This window comes from Leptospira alexanderi serovar Manhao 3 str. L 60, assembly GCF_000243815.2.
In the GTDB taxonomy this organism is placed as follows: domain Bacteria; phylum Spirochaetota; class Leptospiria; order Leptospirales; family Leptospiraceae; genus Leptospira; species Leptospira alexanderi.
The window spans coordinates 15,001-33,432 of record NZ_AHMT02000060.1; the positions used below are offsets into that span (position 1 = coordinate 15,001).

An 18,432-nucleotide genomic window follows, 5' to 3' on the forward strand; every position below is an offset into this window, starting at 1 on the left:
GCTATCAAGAAGAAAGAAGATATCCGGAAAATGGCGGAAGCGAATAAAGCGTTCAGTCACTATCGTTGGTAAGAAAAGTTCTATCGGTTTCGGAAATCGAAACCGATTTCAGATCGTAAAAGGAGAGGCCTGCCTCTCCTTTTTTTGTTTTATCGAGCGATCCATAGAAGTAAGTAACTCATGTAACGCTTCCTAAGCTCAAATCTCGCTCCCGACGGGTCGCGAGATAGATTGAGTTTACGGAAGTTTGCACCGCTTCTTTGTTGGAACCGATGTAGTAATTCTTGTTTTAGGCAAGGTTAGTGTAACCACTAGAAAAGTAAGAACTGCGATATTTGAAGGCGATGCGAGGAGGGGGTCTATTTCGACTTGGATGGGTTTTTGGGAAAAAGAATGTGTTCTCATTTGTAGAAATAATAGCGATCTCGTAAACTAACTACTAATCATTTACCATTATGAACCGAATCGGAATGTGAAGTTTTTAAAGTGTTTATTCGAACAGACCTTTTGGTTCCTATGATTCTTTGTTCAAAATAAATCTAAAGTTCACCATGTAGTATGTTGGAGTCACATTAGACGTAATCTATTCAAAATTCTAAAAGCGAATTCTGGAAATATGAATTGTGAAATAGGTCGGTAAACTTTATACGATCGAGTCAATTTAAGAACTTGCTCCAAAGAAGAAATTACTATTGTGATTGTTACTACTCGGACGCATCAATAAAATACTATGATAAACTATTTCGAAAATTAGAATGTTGGAATCTTCCTCTAAAAAGTCGAGATTTCTCGATTTGACTTAATTTTTGAGAACCGTTGTACTTTTGCAAAACCGACCGCTTATTTTCGAGTATCATTTTCATGCGTCCGAGTAGTAAGTTGCCAATAACAAAGCGCAATAGTTCCCACAGATTGTGTCTCTTTAAGCAGTTTATAGGTTTTCGAATAACCTTTTTCGTTGTTTGGCTCGAGTCGGAGTTTCTACATTTTGAGTTTGGGACAAATCTTTAATTCCAGTTTTAAATTTCGGGACGGGAATAAAAAATTCCGGTCTTTATCAAGGTTGAATGATAAAACGAATCGGATTTTCTTTTCTTTCGTCCAAGTCTTCCAGACATTGATTCAATTCTTCTAATGTATGATGGGAAGTAATCGAATGAGAAAGATTGATTTTCCCTTTAAGGTATAAGTCGATCAGTTCGGGAATCGCCCTGCGATCGGAACCGTACGAACCCAAAACTGAAATCATCCTCTCGATTAAAATAAAAGGAATCTGGAACTTCAAAGGTTGTCTTCCGATTCCCACGAGAACGATTCTGCCTCCAGGATTCATTGCACGTAGGGATTCTTCTATGTTGGACATATATCCCGAAAAGTCCGCGAGTAGATCCACTCCGTTTGTAACTTCTTTGAGAGTCTTTCCCGGGTTTCGAATTTCTTTCAAGTTGATAATTTCATCGGCTCCGTACTTAGCCGCATTTTCCAATGGTCCTTTTTCCACGTCTAAAGCGATTACTTTTCCGTCGGTCATAGCTCTGGCAACTGCGACCGCATGAATTCCAAGACCGCCGCAACCGAAGATAGCGACTGTGTCTCCGTTTTGTATGTTTCCTCTGTATCGAATCGCGTGATACGGTGTGGAAACCGCATCCGCAAGAATTGCCCCTTGATCGAACGGAATCGTATCGGGGAGAGAATACAAATAACGTTCTTCCACGATATTATATTCTGCAAAACTTCCGTCTCGATCAAATCCGAAAACTCCTACGTCTTTACATAAGTTTTCATATCCCGCTTTGCAGTAAGAACAAATTCCGCAAGAGGTTCCTGCGGAAATAACGACTCGATCACCTTTTTGAAAACGACTTACGTTTTCGCCTACTTCCTCGATTACTCCTGAAGATTCGTGGCCGGGAATTCTTGGAAAATGTTTACATTTAAGAGTTCCGTGAATCACGAGATGAACATCGGAGCCACAGATTCCGCAGGCTTTGATTTTTATTTTTACTTGTCCCGGTCTAAGTTGTGGAACTGGAACTTCTCTGATGTCTAAGATTTTTTTACCGGATTCTAAAACTGCAGCTTTCATTTTCCATTCTCCTTTATGAAACGCGACGTAAATTAAGATCATTGATACGTCGTACGTCGGTCAAGGTGATTTGATAGAGAATGTACATCCTTTCCTGCGGATTTTTGGAAATTCTATTTTTGAAAAACGTCATGAGTTCGGAATTTTTTCGGGTTTCGCACTTGAATCCGGAAGATCCGATTTTTTCATGGAATTAGAATAGTTCTCGATGTAAAATCGGTGATTCAATCAATAGATAAAAGTCCGTCCTCGAAAAGTATGAGCCCAGTATGCTACAACGGCAGCCGTTTTCGTTTTGCAGCTTGGGACAAGTTGTAAAAAATCCCTTCCGAAGGAATAATATGGAACCAGAGACAATCTACCGGGAGATCAAAGCTAGCCAAAACGGGCAAGACTGGCATCATAAAAACTGCTTCGGTTGTGGTCCCGATAACACAAAAGGGATCCATGCAAGTTTTCCCTTTCATGAAGAAAGCGGAGAAGTTCGATTTCCGTTTAAAATAGAAAAGGCTTTCGAAGGAGCGCCAGGTTACGCTCACGGAGGAGTTTTAGCGACTCTTCTCGACGAAGCTCAGGGAGTTCTTTGCTTTCATCTCGGGCATTTCGTGATGACCGACCAACTTTATATGCGTTATCACAAAGCGGTTCCTCTTAACGAAGAAGTTGAAGTTCGTTGTTGGGTTACGATGGTAAGAAGAAGAAGGCTTTATACAAAAGCTACGATTCATCTTTTCAAAACCGGCGAACTTTTGGTTTCTTCCAAAGCGCGTTGGTATGATATGTCAGAAAGGACGATGAGAAGGATGTTCCAAGGGACTGTTTTTCCGATTGATACTCTTCTTCAAGTTTTAGAAGTGAATCAAAAACGTGGTAAGGAAATTCGAAAACGCCTCAAACTTCAAAACATAGTTCCCTAATTCTTTTTTTTCGTTCGGGAATTACGATCGAAAGCATCGTTGAAGGATGAGAGTCCATTTCGAAATTACTAGTAATCCGGTAGTGTCAGCAATCCTGTGTAAATAACTTTCTTAAAACGAATCCAATTTCAATCGATCTCCGAAAAGAATCGAAAACTGATTCATCGCTTGAACTCGAGCGACTCGGCTCTCTAAGGATCGCTCGTCATCCCAATCTTGAATCGGCATGGTCCATTTTTTAGACATATTATTCAAAGCTAAATAGAGAAGCTTGATTGCCGCCTCATCGTTCGGAAACGAACCCCGATTCTTGATAATCTTTCTTAAGCCCATATTCATGGATTCGATAGCATTTGTAGTGTATATCGCCTTACGAATGTTAGGTGGATAGGCCAAGAAAGGAATCACCGAATCCCAATTACTTCTCCAAGACTTGCTGATCATCGGATACTGACTGTCCCATTTGGTTGAAAAATCATCAAGGCTTTTCTTAGCAATTTCTTCCGATGGAGATTTGTAGATGGCCTTTAGGTCGACTACCAACTCTTTCCTCTGTTTGTAAGAAACCCATTTCAAAGAATTCCTAACCATAGGAACGATACAAAGTTGAACTTGTGCATTAGGAAAAACTGATATGATTGTATCCGGAAATCCTTTCAATCCGTCGACACAAGCAATTAAGATATCTTCAACGCCTCGATTCTTTAAGTCGGTTAAAATCTGAAGCCAGAACTTTGCCCCTTCGGTTCTTTCTACCCAGATCCCAAGAATCTCCTTTGTGCCCTGTAGATTGATTCCTACTGATCTCTACATAAAGGAGTACCGCCAATTTTAGCACAAATCCCCGTTTAGACGCAGAATTTTGGACACTCTATTATGTAGATTGATTCCTAAAGCCAAATAGAAGGCTTTGTTCACGACGTGGTTGCCATCTCGAACCTTCACGATCAACGCATCCATGATGAGAATCGGATACACTTTATCCAAGGGTCGATTCTGCCATTCGATCACTGTTTCCATTACGGAATCCGTTACTTGAGAAATTAAATCCGCCGAGACTTCAACTTGATAAATTTCTTTCAGGTGTTGAGATATTTCTCGAGTTGTCATTCCGCGTGAATACATCGAGATGATCTTTTCATCGAAGCCGGTAAATCGTGTCTGTCCTTTCCGGATTATCTGAGGTTCAAAGCTTCCGTTTCTATCTCTCGGTACTTCCAAGTCAATTGTCCCAAAGTCTCCTTTGAGCTTTTTGCTACTTTTTCCATTTCGGGAATTGCCTGTGTTATTTCCAGTCGAGGAATTTTTCTCATACCCAAGATGATGCGTCATCTCTCCTTGCATCGCTCGTTCAACAAGTGATTTGGTGAGTTGTTTTAAGAGGCCTTCGTTTCCGATCAGCTCTTCGGGGGTTTTACCTTTGATTAATTCATCGAGTAGTTCTTCCGCTCGATTCTTCGGTTTGCTCATACTGCTTTATCCTTGTTACTTTTTCTTTTTTCACAAGTCATTTACACAATCGAGATGACACCTTCAATTATTGATTAAATTGGGGTATTTGAAGAAAGGATGATTCGAATTTGTGGTTCTTGAATACTTTCTTTGTTTTTCCAAAAGAAGGCAATTGCTCTTTAAAAGCCCAAAAACCTTGTCTCTGCCCATTTTAATGCAATATTCTTGCAGGACAGGTTTCAACATCTCATAAAGTTTTCTGCCTCCCGTTGCAGGCAAAAGATGCCGAATTCTTTTTACTTCATTAAGAAGTAGTTCTTCTCTTGAAATTAATTCCTTACTCGTTTTAGGTATGAACTTTTGGTAAAACGCCTGCCGAGACTTTCCGAAATATCGGCAAGCGTTCGATATGTTGATCCGTATATTCAGCTTCCCTAAAGCTCTTCCGGCCTCTTCGATACAAGATGTCCATAGTTTTTTTTAGATCTATCTTTAAATCTCTCGCTGCAACTTTGACTAAACTCTTGTAAAGTACATTCTCTATCGTTACATTCGATAACGCTTTTTCTAGTTCCCGGATCCTTTTCTGCGCTTCTTTGAGCTGATTCAATTCATTCTCCGTTTCCACTCTCACTATTTTACTCATCAGATGATTCTTGCCATACTTTTTTATCCAACCTCGGATTGTCACTGATCCTGGAATTCCGTAGTTTTTCATCGCCTGGTTCTGGTTGTATTTGCCACTCTCTATTTCCTTGATCACTTTCATCTTGAACGCTTCGCTGTAACGTCTGATCGTTGTCATTTTCCCTTCCTTTTTCTGACAACTTTTTCTAGGACGCTACACGCTACACTATCCACTAAAATCTAACCCCCTAATCACTAACACGTCGGAACACTTGAAAAATCTGCGTTTTTGATCCTTATGATTCCAAAATCCTCCTTAACTTGTGGGGTTGGTTATGATGTCCTATAGATCGGCGTTTAGCGCGCTTGCGGCGAGACCCGGAACAGCCCGGTTTTGCCAAAAATGAAGGATTGATTGAGGAGATTTTGGCGAAAGCCGCCCAAGTAAATTCAAAAAATAGAATATTCTAAATACTGAAATATTAACCGTAGGCCAAACATTTTAAAAATGAAACGAAAAGGGAAATATTAACCGAATCAAAGTAGGGAAGATTCGGTATGGAGCTTGTCGGGATCGAACCGACGACCTTCTGAATGCAAATCAGATGCTCTCCCAGCTGAGCTAAAGCCCCTTGTCAATACCGGATGGGCCTGATGTGATTTGAACACATGACCCCACGCTTATCAAGCGTGTGCTCTAACCAGCTGAGCTACAGGCCCGGTAAGAGACATGTTTTTGACTGAATTTCCAAATGCAACAGTTTTTTGTTAAAAAATGTTTTCTGGTCCGGAATTAAAAATCCTCTCTGCGATAGACTCGAATCTGATGATCTAAAAAATCCGAGATTACTAAGTAGCGGTTGTCAGGTGAAATATCGAGACCTGTAGGTTGATTTCCTGCTTCCCAGAATTCTTTTACCGTGTCGGTTATCGTATCGATTACGTACACTCTTCCAAGAACCAATCCTTTTTTGAGATAACCTTCGGTGGGATTGTTCGGACCTCTGCAAGAAACGTAGAGGTATTTACCGTCCGGAGAAAGGGCGATCGTATTAGGTTTATCGAATACTGGGATCGTCTTTTGAACTTTTTTTTCTTTTAAATCGTAAACTTCGATCTTACTACAACACATGTCGGAGACGTATATTTTATTTTCCGTGTTGCCCGGAACGATATGGCGTTTGTTGCCGGGAGGACCGATCGTATCGGTCAGCTTTTCTTTTTCCATGGAATAGATTCCGAGTCTCCCGCCGCCGGATTCCTGATTGCTCGCGGAAAATTGAGCGATGTATAATTCTTTACCGTCTTTGGAGAGAAGAAGACCTCGAGGTAAACCGATCTTGTCGGTCTTTCGAATTTCCACTTTTGTTTTTCTATCGATGACGGAAATATCTTCGCTGATCCAATTCGAACAATAAACTAAATCTCGGATCGGATCATAAAGAAGAATCTTAGACCACTTTCCCGTAAGGTCAATGCTCGTTTTATAAACGAGAGTTTTGAGATCGAAGACGTGAACTGCGTTCGCCTGCATCTGGCTAACCCAGAGTTCGTTGTGCTCCGGAATCGCGATCGTTTCCACAAAACCCAATTTCTTTCTGTACTTTTCGGGTGGCGCAAGTCGGACCGTTTCGCCGGTTCTTATATCCAAAACGTCCATCCCTTCGTCTTCCAAAAGGGGAATGGCAAGTCTTGTGTTATCGATAAAACGGACGCTTTTGGGTTGTATTCCGGTTTTAAATCTTACAACAAAACGGTGCGTTATGCCTTCTTTGTCGAGTGCGATTAACTTCTCGTTCAACTCTTCCGCGTTTTTTACGCGGAAAAAGGAGCTTTGGAAACCAGGAGAAGAAAATTTTAACTCGATTCCCTTGCCGTCCTTATAAACGGGTAGTTTCATTTCTACGAGGGCGATATTCTTGTCGGTTTCCAGAATTCTGAATGGAACGGTTTCTTCTCCCGATTGGATCACGGTTCCTTTGTAAGGATGGACGCTGAATTTAACGGTTGCGATTCTGTTTTTTTCTGAGTTGGAGGGAGAAGAAATCAGGGAGGAATTTTCGCTCTTGCAACAAATGAGAAACAGAAAGATCAAAAGCATTCCGTTTGGTTTGAAGAATTTTTTTTCGGAATTCGAGTTCAAAGAGCGCTCCTGAAGTTATAAATTCTTTTTCGTATATGTTTGGTTTCCGAGAATCAAGTTGACCCAGTGGAAAGGACGTATTAGAAAATGATAAATTGCAAATGTGATTACGAACACAAGAAGGAGGTGCAGTAGAAATTTCTCGGCAAGTCCTAAGGAAGTGTGAACCACGAAGTAACCCGTTAAAAGCGAAACCGGATGGTGCACTAGATAGATCGGAAGACTCGCGGTTCTCATATATTCGGTTTTGTTGTTTTTAAAATCGAAAAATTTCTGAAAGAGTCCGATCAAAAGGCGGATCATCAGCCAACCGGCGGCGCATTTGGAAAGAATATGAAGGATTCTTCTCCAATCTCCCGTATAACCGAAGTAAGACCAGAACGGATCGATTCTACTGATCTCGTAAAAGCCCCAGAAAGTGAGGAAAGCAAACGGGGTCCAAATCCAAAAACGATCCGATCTAGGTTCCAAAAGGAGAACTTCGTTTGAAATCAGAAGGCTTCCGCAAAAAAAGAACGTGTAGTTGTAGATAAAGTTTACTGGTTCGATCGCAAACCAGGATTCGTCTTTCATAAAATAAAAATTGATCATACAGGTTCCGGCAAAGCTGATGAAAGTAAAAACGGTGATTGTCTTCCATTCTTGAGCGAAACCTTGTTGATCCGGTTCCTTTTTTAAAAACGCTGTCAACAAAAGAGTGATCTTTCGGGTAAAAAGATGCAGGATCGTGAATAAGATTAGAAAGTAAAGGAACCAGAGATGAGAAGGGCGAATTCTTCCATTTAAGAATATTCTAAAGTAGAAATCGAAATAGGAAATTTTCTCTCCCGTTTGTAAGAGAGAAATATAGGATTGCATTGGTGCGAAAAGTAAAATTCCTACCACAGTCGGAATGAAAATCCTGAAAATTCTCATCCTTAAAAATTCTTTCAAGGTTTTGGCGCGAAAAATCGCTTCCGTGAAATACCCGGAAAGAAAGAAAAAAAGAGGCATTCTAAAAACGTGCACCCATTCTCCGAATACGTCGAAAAACTCCGATTTTTGTTCGTTTTGAAGGGGGTATTTGATCTCGGCGGCATAAACGATCGCGACGTGAAATACGAGACCGATTAAAAGAGCAAAGGAACGGAGGTTGTCTAAATAAAAAAGTCTTTTTCTGGTTTTTGATAAGATCGGTTTAAGGCTCAAGTATCCACCGTATATTTAAAAAGAGAGTCTCGAATAATCAGTGTCGAAGGGTCTTCTTTTATTTGTTCTACCATTTTATCTTTTACTAATAATCTGATCGAACTCACTAAGTCTTGGTGTTCCAATCCGACTCTAAGGATTGCCCACTTGATGAAATGATTCAGAGGAATTCGATAATTACTTCCGTCTTGTTGTCCGTTCGCTTGCGAGAAATTAATCAAGGCGGAGGTCACTAAATTCTTTTTATCCGCTTTCAAAAGAGTGGCGATCGTCTTATTGGTTTCTCTCAGTCTTGAGGTGAGAATTTTAACGATCTTCATAGAAAATCCGGGATTTGTTCGTATCAGATTAAAAAATGCGTCCTTATTGATTGCTATGAGCAAAACGTCCGTCCTTGCAACGGCCCTCGCACTTCGAGGCGTCTTATCGATTAGTGCCATTTCGCCGAACATATCCCCCTCTTTTAATTCTACGAGGAGTTTATAGGCTTCTTTCACTTTTTTGTGAATTCCTACTTTTCCTTTGGCGATTAGGTACATCACTTCCGCTTCTTGGTTTTCCTCAAAGATAATATCGGACTCTTTGAATTCGACGCCCAACTTATGGGTCATAGATTCTGTTATTTCCATAATTCTTAACGGACCTTAATTATAATCTTCCAAAGATTTTAGTTGTTTTTAGGAATCGAAGATTACTTAGAAAGTCTACACCAGATTCAAGGCTTTGGAAATCGGAATCAACTAAAATCCGAAGGTCAAATTCTAAGGTGATTTATAGAACTCTAAGCTTACAAGGAGTTCCTCCTTTTTTTCGAGAGGGAACGAAAAGAAGCGTGGAGTTTTTCCAGGTTTCATACTCAAACAGCTTCGGAAATTGCTGTTGACTCACATCGTATCTAAAATAATTTTTCGAGGTCTTAAAAAATGGAACGGAGGTTGAATGGGTCGGGTTCTTGCAGTTTTTTTCATTCTGAGTTTGTTTGGGATTGTTTTTTATATTTTTAAACCTTCTCCCATCGATCCGCTGGCGTATTTTCCCCCGGAGCCTCCTCCAATGGAAGGGGCCTATACTTCCAATTCGTTGCTTTTGAAAGCCGAACTGATCGGCTTAGGAAAATTACAAGGCCCCGAGGACATGGAGGTCGACGATCAAGGAAATATCTACTCGGCGGACGGAAACGGAACTTTTTATCTCGCTCTTTTTACGGTCAGAAATCCTTTGATGGACCGTATTTTTCATCCTCGTCCCGCTTTGAAATCTCTGATCTCAAAATTGCCTAGATTTTTCTGGCTTAAGGCCCAACCTTACGGATTCGTTTTGCTTTTGGATGAGAATGCGACTCCGCTTCGAAGTTTTCAGGAACCGACCGGAGAACATCTCAAAGCGATCACTTCCGTAAAGTATAAGAACGGATTTCTCTATTTGTGAAGTTTTTACAACGATCGTATTGGGAAATACAAATTGGATCCCTGAGATGGTCGAAAAATACGCGAAGAAAAAAAACTATCCCGTAAAGTTCGGTGCTTTCGGGGAAGGAAAGAATATGGATTTTACGATACCTAAGGAAGTCGAAGAAATTAAAAAAAGAATCCGAGACTTCGTCGAGAATTATGCGATTCCGGCGGAAGTTTATTACGACTACGACCGTGGTAGAATGCCTGAGAAAATCACCGAGGAACTCAGAAAAAGAGTGAAAGAACTAGGACTTTGGACCCCGCATCTTCCTAAATCCGAAGGTGGCCTCGGACTCGATATGGTTGGAACAGCGATCATCTTTTCCGAGCTCGGGCGCTCTCCGATTGCTCCTTATCTTTGTAACTGCGATGCGCCTGACGAAGGGAATATGCATCTCCTTCATATTGCGGCAAATAAAGAACAAAAAGAAAAATACTATGATCCGCTGATTCAAGGAAAAATTCGTTCCGCTTTTGCGATGACAGAACCTCCGCCGGGAGCAGGGGCAGATCCTCAAACTCTTACTACCAATGCGGTAAAAGACGGAAACGAATACGTAATCAATGGACACAAATGGTATTGTACGGGTGCAAACGGAGCGAGCTTTTTGATCGTGATGTCTAAGGTCGCTGATTCTTTTCGAAGAACTACGATGTTTCTCGTGCCGACGGATACGCCCGGTTATACGATGGTGAGAGAAATCGGAGTGATGGGTTCTCATGGTCCCGGAGGGCATTGCGAATTAAAATTCGAAAACGTTCGGGTTCCCGAGTCCGCAATATTGGGAAGAGTGGGCGAAGGATTCAAATGGTCTCAAGAGCGTCTCGGTCCCGCAAGACTCACGCATTGTATGAGATGGATCGGACTTGCGAGAAGATCCATGGAGATCGCAAGAGAATACGCGCTCAAACGGGAAGTGTTCGGACAAAAAACTTGCGGACCATCAGGGAATTCAATGGATGTTCGCGGAGTCCGCGCTTGAAATCGAATCTGGGTATATGCTTACCTTGAAAGCCGCGCATACTTTGAGAGCGGGAGAAGATGCGAGACAGATCATATCGATGGCAAAGTGGCAAGTCTCCGAAACTCTTTGTAAAACGGTAGATCGTGCGATTCAGATCTGCGGTTCACACGGATACGGAAGAGACATGAAACTCGAATTGTTCTACAGGGACGCGAGGGCGGCCAGAATCGCGGACGGACCGACCGAGGTCCATAAGATGGTGATCGGAAGAAATCTGATCAGCGGCAAAAGCGATTTTTAATATTAGAATTAGAGAATATTATGAACGATACGGAATTGAAGAATGTTCTGGAAGGATATCTTTCCGAAAGATTGAAAGGAAAAACTGAGATACATTCCATGACATCTCTCAGCGGAGGAGCCTGCCAGGAAAACTTTGCCGCGCTAGTTCAGGTATTGGACGGACCGGAAAAGGGTTCTTACGATACGGTATTTAGAACTGATAAGGGAGCGGCGCTTCTTGAGTCTTTGAGTCGAGAGGACGAGTTCGGAGTCTGTGATCTTGCTTATAATGCGGGAGTTAATACGCCGAAACCTTTCTGGTTGGAGCCGGACCGTGGGATCACCGGAAGTCCTTTTTACTTTATGCAAAAAATTTCCGGAAAAGCAATCGGAAGATATGTCGTCAAAGATCCTTCGCTTAATAAAGTAAGAAAACAGCTCGCTATCAATCTTGCTAAAAATCTTGCCAGACTTCATTCTATAAAACCTTCCGATTGTAAAAACGAAGCGTTAAGAAAAACACTTTGGATGGGACAGGATTCGAACGATAAGACCGTCGCAAACGGATCGATTCGCTCTTTGCGATCGGAGTTGGAAAGAATAAAAGAAGCCTATCCTGCAATGGAGATGATTCTCAATTGGTTGGAGAAGAAGGCGAAACCTTCGGATGATGTCGTATTAATACATGGGGATTTCAGAACCGGAAATTTTATGGTAACTCCGGAAGGATTGCAGGGAATCGTAGACTGGGAGTTCGCCCATTGGGGAGATCGTCATGAGGATCTCACGTGGCTTTGTATGCGGGATTGGAGATTCGGCAAGTTGAATAAGGAAGCGGGAGGGTTTGCGGATCGTGGCGAATTCTACGAGGAGTATGAAAAGGTTTCGGGCGTCAAACTTGATCCGGAAATGGTCACGTATTGGGAAGTGATGGGAAACCTCAGGTGGGCGATCGGATGTATCGGTCAGGCGGAACGACATCTTTCCGGAAAGGATAAGGGAATAGAGCTCGCGGCGATCGGAAGACGAGCTTGCGAGATGGAATACGAAGCGATGAGGATCATAGAAAATGCAGGATAAACCAACGTCTACGGACTTGCTCGAAGCGATTCAGGATTTTCTAATGAAGGAAGTACTGCCGCAATTTAAGGATCAGGAACTACTTTCCTATAAAACATTAGTAAGTTGGAATATGTTAGGGGTCGTTTCCCGGGAGATCCGTTCGGGAGAAGAGTTGCTAGATAAAGAGTTGGGCCGTCTTGTTAAACTTCTTAATAAGAATTTAGTAATCCCTTCCACGCTGAACGAAAAGAAAAACCTGGCTCATGCCTGGAATATAGAATTACGAGATAAGATCCGTAAGGAAAAACTTTCCTCGGAAAATTTGCAATATTGGAATCACGTGAAGGAAACCGTAAAAGAAAAAGTCGAGATTATAAATCCGAGATTTACCACGGAACGTTAGTTGCTCATGTCTGTCGTTCATCTGGTTCGTCACGGTCAGGCAAATTCTCGGGGTGAAAACTACGATCTCTTAACACAACACGGAAAAAATCAATCTTTCGCGCTTGGAAAATTTATGGCGCAAAACGGGGAACTTCCCGATCGGGTCGTAACCGGAACTCTTCGAAGACATATAGAAACCGCGGAATCTTTTATGCAAGGTGTGATTTCGGTTAGCGGCGACCGTGAGAAATACAAAGACGGCTCTTTCGTTCATCGAGATGCGGGTTGGGACGAATTTTCGATGGAACTTTGGAACGCTTATTCCAAATTGCTCGCTTCCAAAAGATCGGAGTTTGCAAAGACACTTTCTCAATACGGCAAGATTCGAGTCAGGGGCGGGATCAGGTCTGTGGCCTTATTCCTGAGATTGACGGAGGAAATCCTGAGATTCTGGAGAGAAGGAAAAGAAACTCCGGAAGGAATCGAAACGTACGAAAGCTTTGAGAATAGAATATTCCATTCTTCTAATGTTTGGTTTTCTTCTGGAAATCAGGAAAGGACTTTCATTTTTACCTCGGGAACTCCTATCTCGTTGGTGTTAAATCGTTTTCTGCGTCAGAATGAAGACTGTTTTGCTTGGATGCCTTGGATTTGGAATACTTCTTTAAATACGTTTCGATGGGTAAGAGGAAAATATTTGCCGGTATTGATCAATGGAGTTCCTCATCTCCCCGACAATTTAAATCGAACTCTACTCTAAGCGAATCGTACAATGCGTTCGATCATATGCGTCTGAATTCTGACGATCCGAATCGGACTCCTTTCGAGATTTTGGAAAGGTGTTTTAAGAGGAACCCGCTTTGAGAATTTTAAGAACGAGAAAAAGGTCGACGAAATGGGTGGCTAACGTCTAAACTGGTTGTCGTCTGTGCACGGTTGATGGCAAATTTAAAAAATCATTCGCGTTTTTCGATTTCCGATTTTGGGTTCTTGGTATTTTGGATCAGTGTGATTTTGGTAACCGCGTCTTTTTTCGGAAATTATTATTACGAAGAAAGACATATAGACAGACTTATAGACAATATTCACTGGACCGTTTCCTATGTATGTGCGGCCGCTCTTGCCTGGTTTGGATATTTTTCCGCCGAAGGTGGAATTCATCGTTTTAGACTTTGGTTCGCGCTCGGCCTCACGGCAAACGCGCTCGGGCAACTTTCCTGGGCGATTCAAGTTTATCTTGATTATTATATAATTCCTACTCCGAGCGATTATCTTTTTCCCTGGGTGGCTCCCTGTTTTGTCATTGGATACTCTATTATAGTTATTGAATGTGATCGAAATAGAATCCGAACGGCTGTGTTGGACGCACTGGGGCTTATCACTGCGATTCTTACTTTTTCTCTTGCATTGTATCTTCCTCAAAGGGAGGGGGTTGGAATTCCTCAGCTTCTTCCTTTGATCAATCATCCGGTTTCTTTTTTAACTGCGGCGGCTCTGGGAGTTTTACTCATTCCTCTTTTAAGATTACAGCCGGATAAGTCCTGGTTTTTTTCATACTCGGTATGGGAGGAACGGGACTTTGTTGGTTGTTATGGAACGCGTTTTTTATCGTGCAGATTCCTCCGGATGGAACCGTGCTCAATGCGGGTTTTCCGTTTCCGCTTTAATTTTGGGGTACGGGGCCTTGACTTGGGAACCCAAATTTAACGACCACCCGGTTTGGGGAAGAAGGTTTGAAGCGGCACTTCGTTTATTACCATTATTTGAAGTAGTTGCGAGTTCGATTACGATTGTACTTGCGGGAACTCTCAGTGGATTGCCCGAAGGAGTTCGAATTATAGCGTGGACCGGAACCGCGATCGTGGTTGTGATTGCGAGCGCGAGACAAACCTTTCTCGTAAAGGAAATGACGAATGCGGAACAGGAAATCCGTTTGATCAACGAAGGACTTGAGGGAATCGTCGCCAAAAGAACGGAAGAGTTGAGGACCGTAAATCAATACCTCACTTCCAAAAATGAACAAGTGATTCGGGCGATCGAAAATTTAAAAAGCACACAAAAACAACTGATTCGTTCCGAGAAGATGGCCGTCCTAGGACAGTTGGTCGCCGGAATTGCGCACGAACTCAACACACCATTAGGCGCCATCGTTTCTTCGAACGAAGGGATTCGATCCATATTGTCCAATTCTTGGGAAGGTCTTCTAAGAAATTATTCGAGGTTTACGGAAGAGGAAAAATCGATTTGGGAAAAACTTTTTTCCAAAGGAATTGCCCTGAGGGAATTTTACGATACCAGAGAAGAAAGAATCAAAAGGAAAAAAATTGCCGTTTTGTTAAACGACTTCGGATTTTCCGAGGTTATGCGTCTCGCGGACATGCTCACCGATTTGGGAATTAGTCCCGAATATGTTTCGGAAAATTTTAAGGATCTGCTTCAAAAAGAAAAATTGATCATGATTGTACAGAATGCCCTTTCTCTTTCCGGTCTTGCTCGGGCGAGTTTTACGATTGAGAAGGCGGCGGAAAAGGCCTCCCTTGTAATACAAGCCTTAAAGGAATATGCGTATAAAGATCCTGCCGAAACGACGATGGGACCTGTGGACGTGCGTAAGCAATTGGAAACCGTATTTACACTTTATTATTCGAAATACAAGACTCAAGTGGAGATCGTACGTGATATGCCTGAAACTTCCTGCGTTTGGGGGAATGCGGAATCGCTGACTCAGGTATGGATTAATCTGATAGGGAATGCGCTTTATGCGATGAGTTATAAGGGAAAAATGGCAATTTCCTGTAAGAGAGTACCAACCGGTTGGGAAATTGCGATCAAGGATAGTGGAAACGGAATCGAAGATACGATACGGGACCGCATCTTCGAACCGTTTTTCACTACAAAACCTTCCGGCTCGGGAACCGGTTTAGGTTTGGATATATGCAGGAGAATCATAGAAGATCATAACGGAAAAATCTTCTTTGAAACTTCGGAACAGGGAACCACGTTTTTCGTGGTTCTTCCCGTTGCCGAACCGTCTCCGGAAAAATTAGAAAGTTTTACTTTTTAATATAGTCTAAACTTTCTTTTTGGCTTCTTCCGCGTTGTTTTTATGATCTCTTTTATTTGGAATGTCCTTCCCTTTGATGAAAGCCGGGCGTTTTGCGAGTTCTTCGTTCCAACGTTTTAAATTCGGAAATTCATCTAGAGAAATTTCTGCCCAGTCGTGTATGTTGACCCAAGGCCAAGTTGCGATATCGGCGATCGATAATTCTTTTCCGGCTAAAAATTTACTTTCACCGAGTCTTCTATCTAAAACGGAATACAGACGTTTGGTTTCGTTTTGGTATCTGGAAATCGCGAAAGGAATCTTTTCGGGAGCGTATTTTAAAAATACTCCGGCTTGTCCTTGCATTGGGCCGACCCCGCCCATTTGAAACATAAGCCATTGTAGTACGATACTTTTTTCCTTCGGATCTTTCGGTAAAAATTTACCGTTTTTTTCCGCGAGATAGATCAGAATTGCTCCCGATTCGAACACGGCAAAGTTTTCATTGTCTTTGTCGATAATCGCAGGGATTCTACCGTTCGGATTAATTTTCAGAAACCACTCTTGTTTTTGCTCCAGTTTGTCTAGATCAATCGGATGAATCGTATAAGGAATTCCTAATTCTTCCAGCATAATGGAAACTTTTCTTCCGTTGGGTGTGGAAGCAGAATATAACTCGATCAAAGGTTTTCTCCTAAAATTTTTTAAATTACTTATTTCGGAGATTAGACTTTTTTCCTTTTTGAAATGTAAATAAAAAAGCTAAAATTCTTCGGTCAATTTTGACCCATTCTGTCCGAAAAGTTCAAACGATTCATTTTCTTTTTTCCGTAAGATAGAATAGGGAAGGGATGTAAACCAAGGTGACGAGTAGTTCCAGGGCGAGACCTCCGACGATCACTGTGGCGAGAGGTCTTTGGATGTCGGAACCGATTCCACTTGCGATCGTCGCGGGTATGAGACCCAACAAGGCCAAAAGGACCGTCATGATTCTCGGTCTGAGCTGGATGACGGCGGCTTCGATCACGGATGACTTCAAATCCTTGTTTTTGTTTTTCTCAAGTATATGCAATAATCTTGATATAAAAAGAACTCCGGTCATAGTGGAGATTCCGAAAGTGGAATTCTCGCTCCTCCCGGACCGGTTACGAGTAACGTGCGAACCGAATCGATCGAAGAACGGAAATCGTTCGTGTATCTCACGACGATTTCGAATCTTTTAAAATCGTCATAGAGAATTCCGACTTTTTTTCCTCCGATCGCCGCTTCCATGGTATCTAAAATCTCGGAAGTGTTTATTCCGTATCTCGCCGCTTGTTTACGGTTGATTTCGATCGTAAGCTGCGCCTAATCCGCGTACGGCGAAACTTTGATCCCCTCTGGTGAGCGTATGGCCGCCTGTGTTTCTATTATTGGAAGAGATTGTTTCAATGACGTCGCGTATGGAAAGATTGTAACGATAGATTCGATTGGGAGAAGTTATGATGTGATACTGTTTTACCAAACCTCCAAAGTTGATTACGTCCGCGACTCCGTTTACCTGACGTAATGCGGCATAACGTTACCCACAAGTATTTGGATCCGAAGATAAATCTGTCGGAATTACGACAAATCCTCTGTGAAACCCAGAACGCGCCCCTTAGGAAGCGTTGTGCCTGAGTTATACCTTTCGCGCCCTAAACACCGACCCATAGGAAGGTGTTTGCTGAGTTTTCTTCGAGCGACCCGTAGGGAGTTGAGACATTATTATTCCGATAAACAATAATCGGAATTCAATAAATTGCTCTCTACGGATCGCAATTTAGGAAGCGTTGTGCCTGAGTTTCCCCGTGTTTGGCTCGGAGGAGCCTGTTGAAAAAGAGATGCAAAATTTGTGAAGCTGCTAGATTTGCGTAATGGCAAAGTTCAAGAATACGGACCCGAATCAACTTAGGATACATTTTTAGATTTTCAGGAATTGATCGGAGAGGGACATCCGATCCACGGATTTAAGAAAGTTATAGATCGTTTAGATTTTGAGAATTTTGAAAAGAATTACCAAAACGATGAAACAGGTCGACCTGCAATATCACCTAAGAAAGTAATTTCAGCACTTTTCTATTCGATATTAATCGGAAATCTCTCAATGAGAGAACTGTGTAGGTTATCGAAACTCAGAGCCGAGTTGATCTATCTTAAAGTGGTTTTATCGGCTTTGAAACGATTTCTATCGACGGAACGAAGATCAAAGCGAACGCAAATCCTGACGATATTGGAGACTTACTACTCGGACGCATGAAAATGATACTCGAAAATAAACGGTCGGTTTTGCAAAAGTACAACGGTTCTCAAAATTTAAGTCAAATCGGGAAATCTCGACTTTTTAGAGGAAGATTCCAACATTCTAATTTTCGAAATAGTTTATCATAACGTGAGTTCGGCCTAAGGAGGAAAAAAGAGAAAATCTTGTACAGAAAAGCGCCAGATCACATATTGAACTAAATTTCCAGCAAGAAAAGGGTTAAATATGGATCTGACAGAGATATTTTGTGCGATAGACGATTATTGTACACAACAAAAAATAAACTGGAACGTGAAAATACTTTTGTCCGGTGGTTCGAAAAAGAAACCGAAAATTTCAGTTAAGCCTGAGTGAAGTAGCAACGATTGTTGTCTGTTTTCATCTTTCTCATTATAGAGAATTTAAAAATTATTATCTGATAGAAATAAAAAAGAATTTAAAATCCGATTTTCCAAAAGCTGTAAGTTACAATCGTTTTGTTGAACTGATGCCTAACGCGTTATCTGTCATAGCTTCGTTTCTATCAAATTCTTGTCTGGGAAAAT

The 18,432-nt window shown here is 41.8% G+C and carries 15 protein-coding genes, 2 tRNA genes and 5 pseudogenes (1 of these 22 only partly in view); 10 read left to right on the forward strand and 12 right to left on the reverse strand.

What is annotated here, in order from left to right:
- Positions 1 to 72, forward strand: partial view of a 30S ribosomal protein S7 gene (rpsG, locus tag LEP1GSC062_RS19385; protein ID WP_004462539.1) — the 3' end only. The gene continues 402 nt to the left of window position 1, outside the view; only the last 72 of its 474 coding nucleotides appear in the window; the start codon falls outside the window, past its left edge; it ends in the stop codon at positions 70 to 72.
- 985 nt (positions 73 to 1,057) lie between these two features.
- On the opposite strand, the gene LEP1GSC062_RS19390 is transcribed toward rpsG, so the two are convergent.
- A complete protein-coding gene (locus LEP1GSC062_RS19390) occupies positions 1,058 to 2,089 on the reverse strand; it encodes a zinc-binding dehydrogenase (protein WP_010576965.1) in 1,032 nt (343 codons plus the stop codon).
- A 341-nt stretch (positions 2,090 to 2,430) separates the two neighbouring features.
- Between LEP1GSC062_RS19390 and LEP1GSC062_RS19395 the strand changes: the two genes are divergently transcribed.
- A complete protein-coding gene (locus LEP1GSC062_RS19395; protein ID WP_004506118.1) occupies positions 2,431 to 3,006 on the forward strand; it encodes a PaaI family thioesterase in 576 nt (191 codons plus the stop codon).
- A 111-nt stretch (positions 3,007 to 3,117) separates the two neighbouring features.
- Here the strand turns inward: LEP1GSC062_RS19395 and LEP1GSC062_RS19400 are convergent.
- The 7 genes and pseudogenes from LEP1GSC062_RS19400 to LEP1GSC062_RS19430 all read right to left on the reverse strand — a co-directional run bounded on the left by LEP1GSC062_RS19400 (position 3,118) and on the right by LEP1GSC062_RS19430 (position 9,027).
- Positions 3,118 to 4,476 (reverse strand): annotated as a pseudogene (locus LEP1GSC062_RS19400) (IS256 family transposase).
- Positions 4,477 to 4,804: 328 nt separating this feature from the next.
- Positions 4,805 to 5,263 carry a transposase gene (locus tag LEP1GSC062_RS19405; RefSeq protein ID WP_010576963.1) on the reverse strand — a complete coding sequence of 153 codons (459 nt, stop codon included), beginning with the start codon at positions 5,261 to 5,263 and terminating at the stop codon, positions 4,805 to 4,807.
- A 381-nt stretch (positions 5,264 to 5,644) separates the two neighbouring features.
- Positions 5,645 to 5,717, reverse strand: a tRNA-Ala gene (locus tag LEP1GSC062_RS19410).
- Between the two features lie 14 nt (positions 5,718 to 5,731).
- A tRNA-Ile gene (locus LEP1GSC062_RS19415) sits at positions 5,732 to 5,805 on the reverse strand.
- Between the two features lie 73 nt (positions 5,806 to 5,878).
- Entirely contained in the window at positions 5,879 to 7,228 is a 1,350-nt protein-coding gene (locus LEP1GSC062_RS19420) for a YncE family protein (protein ID WP_020985238.1), read from the reverse strand.
- Positions 7,229 to 7,243: 15 nt separating this feature from the next.
- On the reverse strand, positions 7,244 to 8,416 hold the full coding sequence (locus tag LEP1GSC062_RS19425) for an acyltransferase family protein (protein WP_020985247.1): 1,173 nt from the start codon (positions 8,414 to 8,416) through the stop codon (positions 7,244 to 7,246).
- Positions 8,413 to 9,027: a Crp/Fnr family transcriptional regulator gene (locus LEP1GSC062_RS19430; protein WP_002724079.1), complete on the reverse strand. Its 615-nt coding sequence runs from the start codon at positions 9,025 to 9,027 to the stop codon at positions 8,413 to 8,415. The genes LEP1GSC062_RS19425 and LEP1GSC062_RS19430 overlap by 4 nt, the downstream gene beginning before the upstream one ends.
- A gap of 328 nt (positions 9,028 to 9,355) precedes the next feature.
- On the opposite strand from LEP1GSC062_RS19430, the gene LEP1GSC062_RS20635 reads away from it, so the two are divergent.
- The 6 genes and pseudogenes from LEP1GSC062_RS20635 to LEP1GSC062_RS22620 all read left to right on the forward strand — a co-directional run bounded on the left by LEP1GSC062_RS20635 (position 9,356) and on the right by LEP1GSC062_RS22620 (position 15,627).
- Positions 9,356 to 9,844 (forward strand): hypothetical protein, encoded by a 489-nt coding sequence (locus tag LEP1GSC062_RS20635; protein WP_020985241.1) that lies wholly within the window; start codon positions 9,356 to 9,358, stop codon positions 9,842 to 9,844.
- Positions 9,845 to 9,959: 115 nt separating this feature from the next.
- Positions 9,960 to 11,136: pseudogene (locus LEP1GSC062_RS19440) on the forward strand (acyl-CoA dehydrogenase family protein).
- A gap of 20 nt (positions 11,137 to 11,156) precedes the next feature.
- Positions 11,157 to 12,197, forward strand: a complete 1,041-nt coding sequence (locus LEP1GSC062_RS19445) for a phosphotransferase family protein (RefSeq protein ID WP_010576959.1) — start codon at positions 11,157 to 11,159, stop codon at positions 12,195 to 12,197.
- Positions 12,187 to 12,582, forward strand: a complete 396-nt coding sequence (locus LEP1GSC062_RS19450; protein WP_010576958.1) for a DUF6285 domain-containing protein — start codon at positions 12,187 to 12,189, stop codon at positions 12,580 to 12,582. Before LEP1GSC062_RS19445 ends, LEP1GSC062_RS19450 begins: the two co-directional genes overlap by 11 nt.
- Positions 12,583 to 12,588: 6 nt before the next feature.
- Positions 12,589 to 13,323 (forward strand): histidine phosphatase family protein, encoded by a 735-nt coding sequence (locus tag LEP1GSC062_RS19455; RefSeq protein WP_010576957.1) that lies wholly within the window; start codon positions 12,589 to 12,591, stop codon positions 13,321 to 13,323.
- Positions 13,324 to 13,502: 179 nt separating this feature from the next.
- Positions 13,503 to 15,627: pseudogene (locus LEP1GSC062_RS22620) on the forward strand (sensor histidine kinase).
- A 6-nt stretch (positions 15,628 to 15,633) separates the two neighbouring features.
- On the opposite strand, the gene LEP1GSC062_RS19470 reads toward LEP1GSC062_RS22620, so the two are convergent.
- The 4 genes and pseudogenes from LEP1GSC062_RS19470 to LEP1GSC062_RS19480 all read right to left on the reverse strand — a co-directional run bounded on the left by LEP1GSC062_RS19470 (position 15,634) and on the right by LEP1GSC062_RS19480 (position 17,110).
- Positions 15,634 to 16,290, reverse strand: a complete 657-nt coding sequence (locus LEP1GSC062_RS19470) for a glutathione S-transferase family protein (RefSeq protein ID WP_020985234.1) — start codon at positions 16,288 to 16,290, stop codon at positions 15,634 to 15,636.
- A 130-nt stretch (positions 16,291 to 16,420) separates the two neighbouring features.
- A pseudogene (locus LEP1GSC062_RS25995) lies at positions 16,421 to 16,729 on the reverse strand (efflux RND transporter permease subunit); the annotation flags it as partial.
- Complete coding sequence (locus LEP1GSC062_RS26000; protein ID WP_425268444.1) at positions 16,705 to 16,941, reverse strand: efflux RND transporter permease subunit; 237 nt, start codon at positions 16,939 to 16,941, stop codon at positions 16,705 to 16,707. The gene LEP1GSC062_RS26000 and the pseudogene LEP1GSC062_RS25995, both read right to left, overlap by 25 nt.
- Positions 16,925 to 17,110 carry a hypothetical protein gene (locus tag LEP1GSC062_RS19480; RefSeq protein WP_020985246.1) on the reverse strand — a complete coding sequence of 62 codons (186 nt, stop codon included), beginning with the start codon at positions 17,108 to 17,110 and terminating at the stop codon, positions 16,925 to 16,927. The genes LEP1GSC062_RS26000 and LEP1GSC062_RS19480 overlap by 17 nt, the downstream gene beginning before the upstream one ends.
- Before the next feature lie 453 nt (positions 17,111 to 17,563).
- Between LEP1GSC062_RS19480 and LEP1GSC062_RS19485 the strand changes: the two genes are divergently transcribed.
- Together LEP1GSC062_RS19485 and LEP1GSC062_RS19490 are read left to right on the forward strand one after the other, a co-directional pair.
- A complete protein-coding gene (locus tag LEP1GSC062_RS19485) occupies positions 17,564 to 17,884 on the forward strand; it encodes a transposase (protein ID WP_010576953.1) in 321 nt (106 codons plus the stop codon).
- Positions 17,885 to 18,112: 228 nt separating this feature from the next.
- Positions 18,113 to 18,432, forward strand: a pseudogene (locus tag LEP1GSC062_RS19490) (IS982 family transposase); the annotation flags it as partial.

Coding starts and splice junctions, on each gene's coding strand:
- LEP1GSC062_RS19390 (WP_010576965.1), bottom strand. CDS start 2,089: ATGAAAGCTGCAGTTTTAGAATCCGGTAAAAAAATCTTAGACATCAGA.
- LEP1GSC062_RS19395 (WP_004506118.1), top strand. CDS start 2,431: ATGGAACCAGAGACAATCTACCGGGAGATCAAAGCTAGCCAAAACGGG.
- LEP1GSC062_RS19405 (WP_010576963.1), bottom strand. CDS start 5,263: ATGACAACGATCAGACGTTACAGCGAAGCGTTCAAGATGAAAGTGATC.
- LEP1GSC062_RS19430 (WP_002724079.1), bottom strand. CDS start 9,027: ATGACCCATAAGTTGGGCGTCGAATTCAAAGAGTCCGATATTATCTTT.
- LEP1GSC062_RS20635 (WP_020985241.1), top strand. CDS start 9,356: ATGGGTCGGGTTCTTGCAGTTTTTTTCATTCTGAGTTTGTTTGGGATT.
- LEP1GSC062_RS19445 (WP_010576959.1), top strand. CDS start 11,157: ATGAACGATACGGAATTGAAGAATGTTCTGGAAGGATATCTTTCCGAA.
- LEP1GSC062_RS19450 (WP_010576958.1), top strand. CDS start 12,187: ATGCAGGATAAACCAACGTCTACGGACTTGCTCGAAGCGATTCAGGAT.
- LEP1GSC062_RS19455 (WP_010576957.1), top strand. CDS start 12,589: ATGTCTGTCGTTCATCTGGTTCGTCACGGTCAGGCAAATTCTCGGGGT.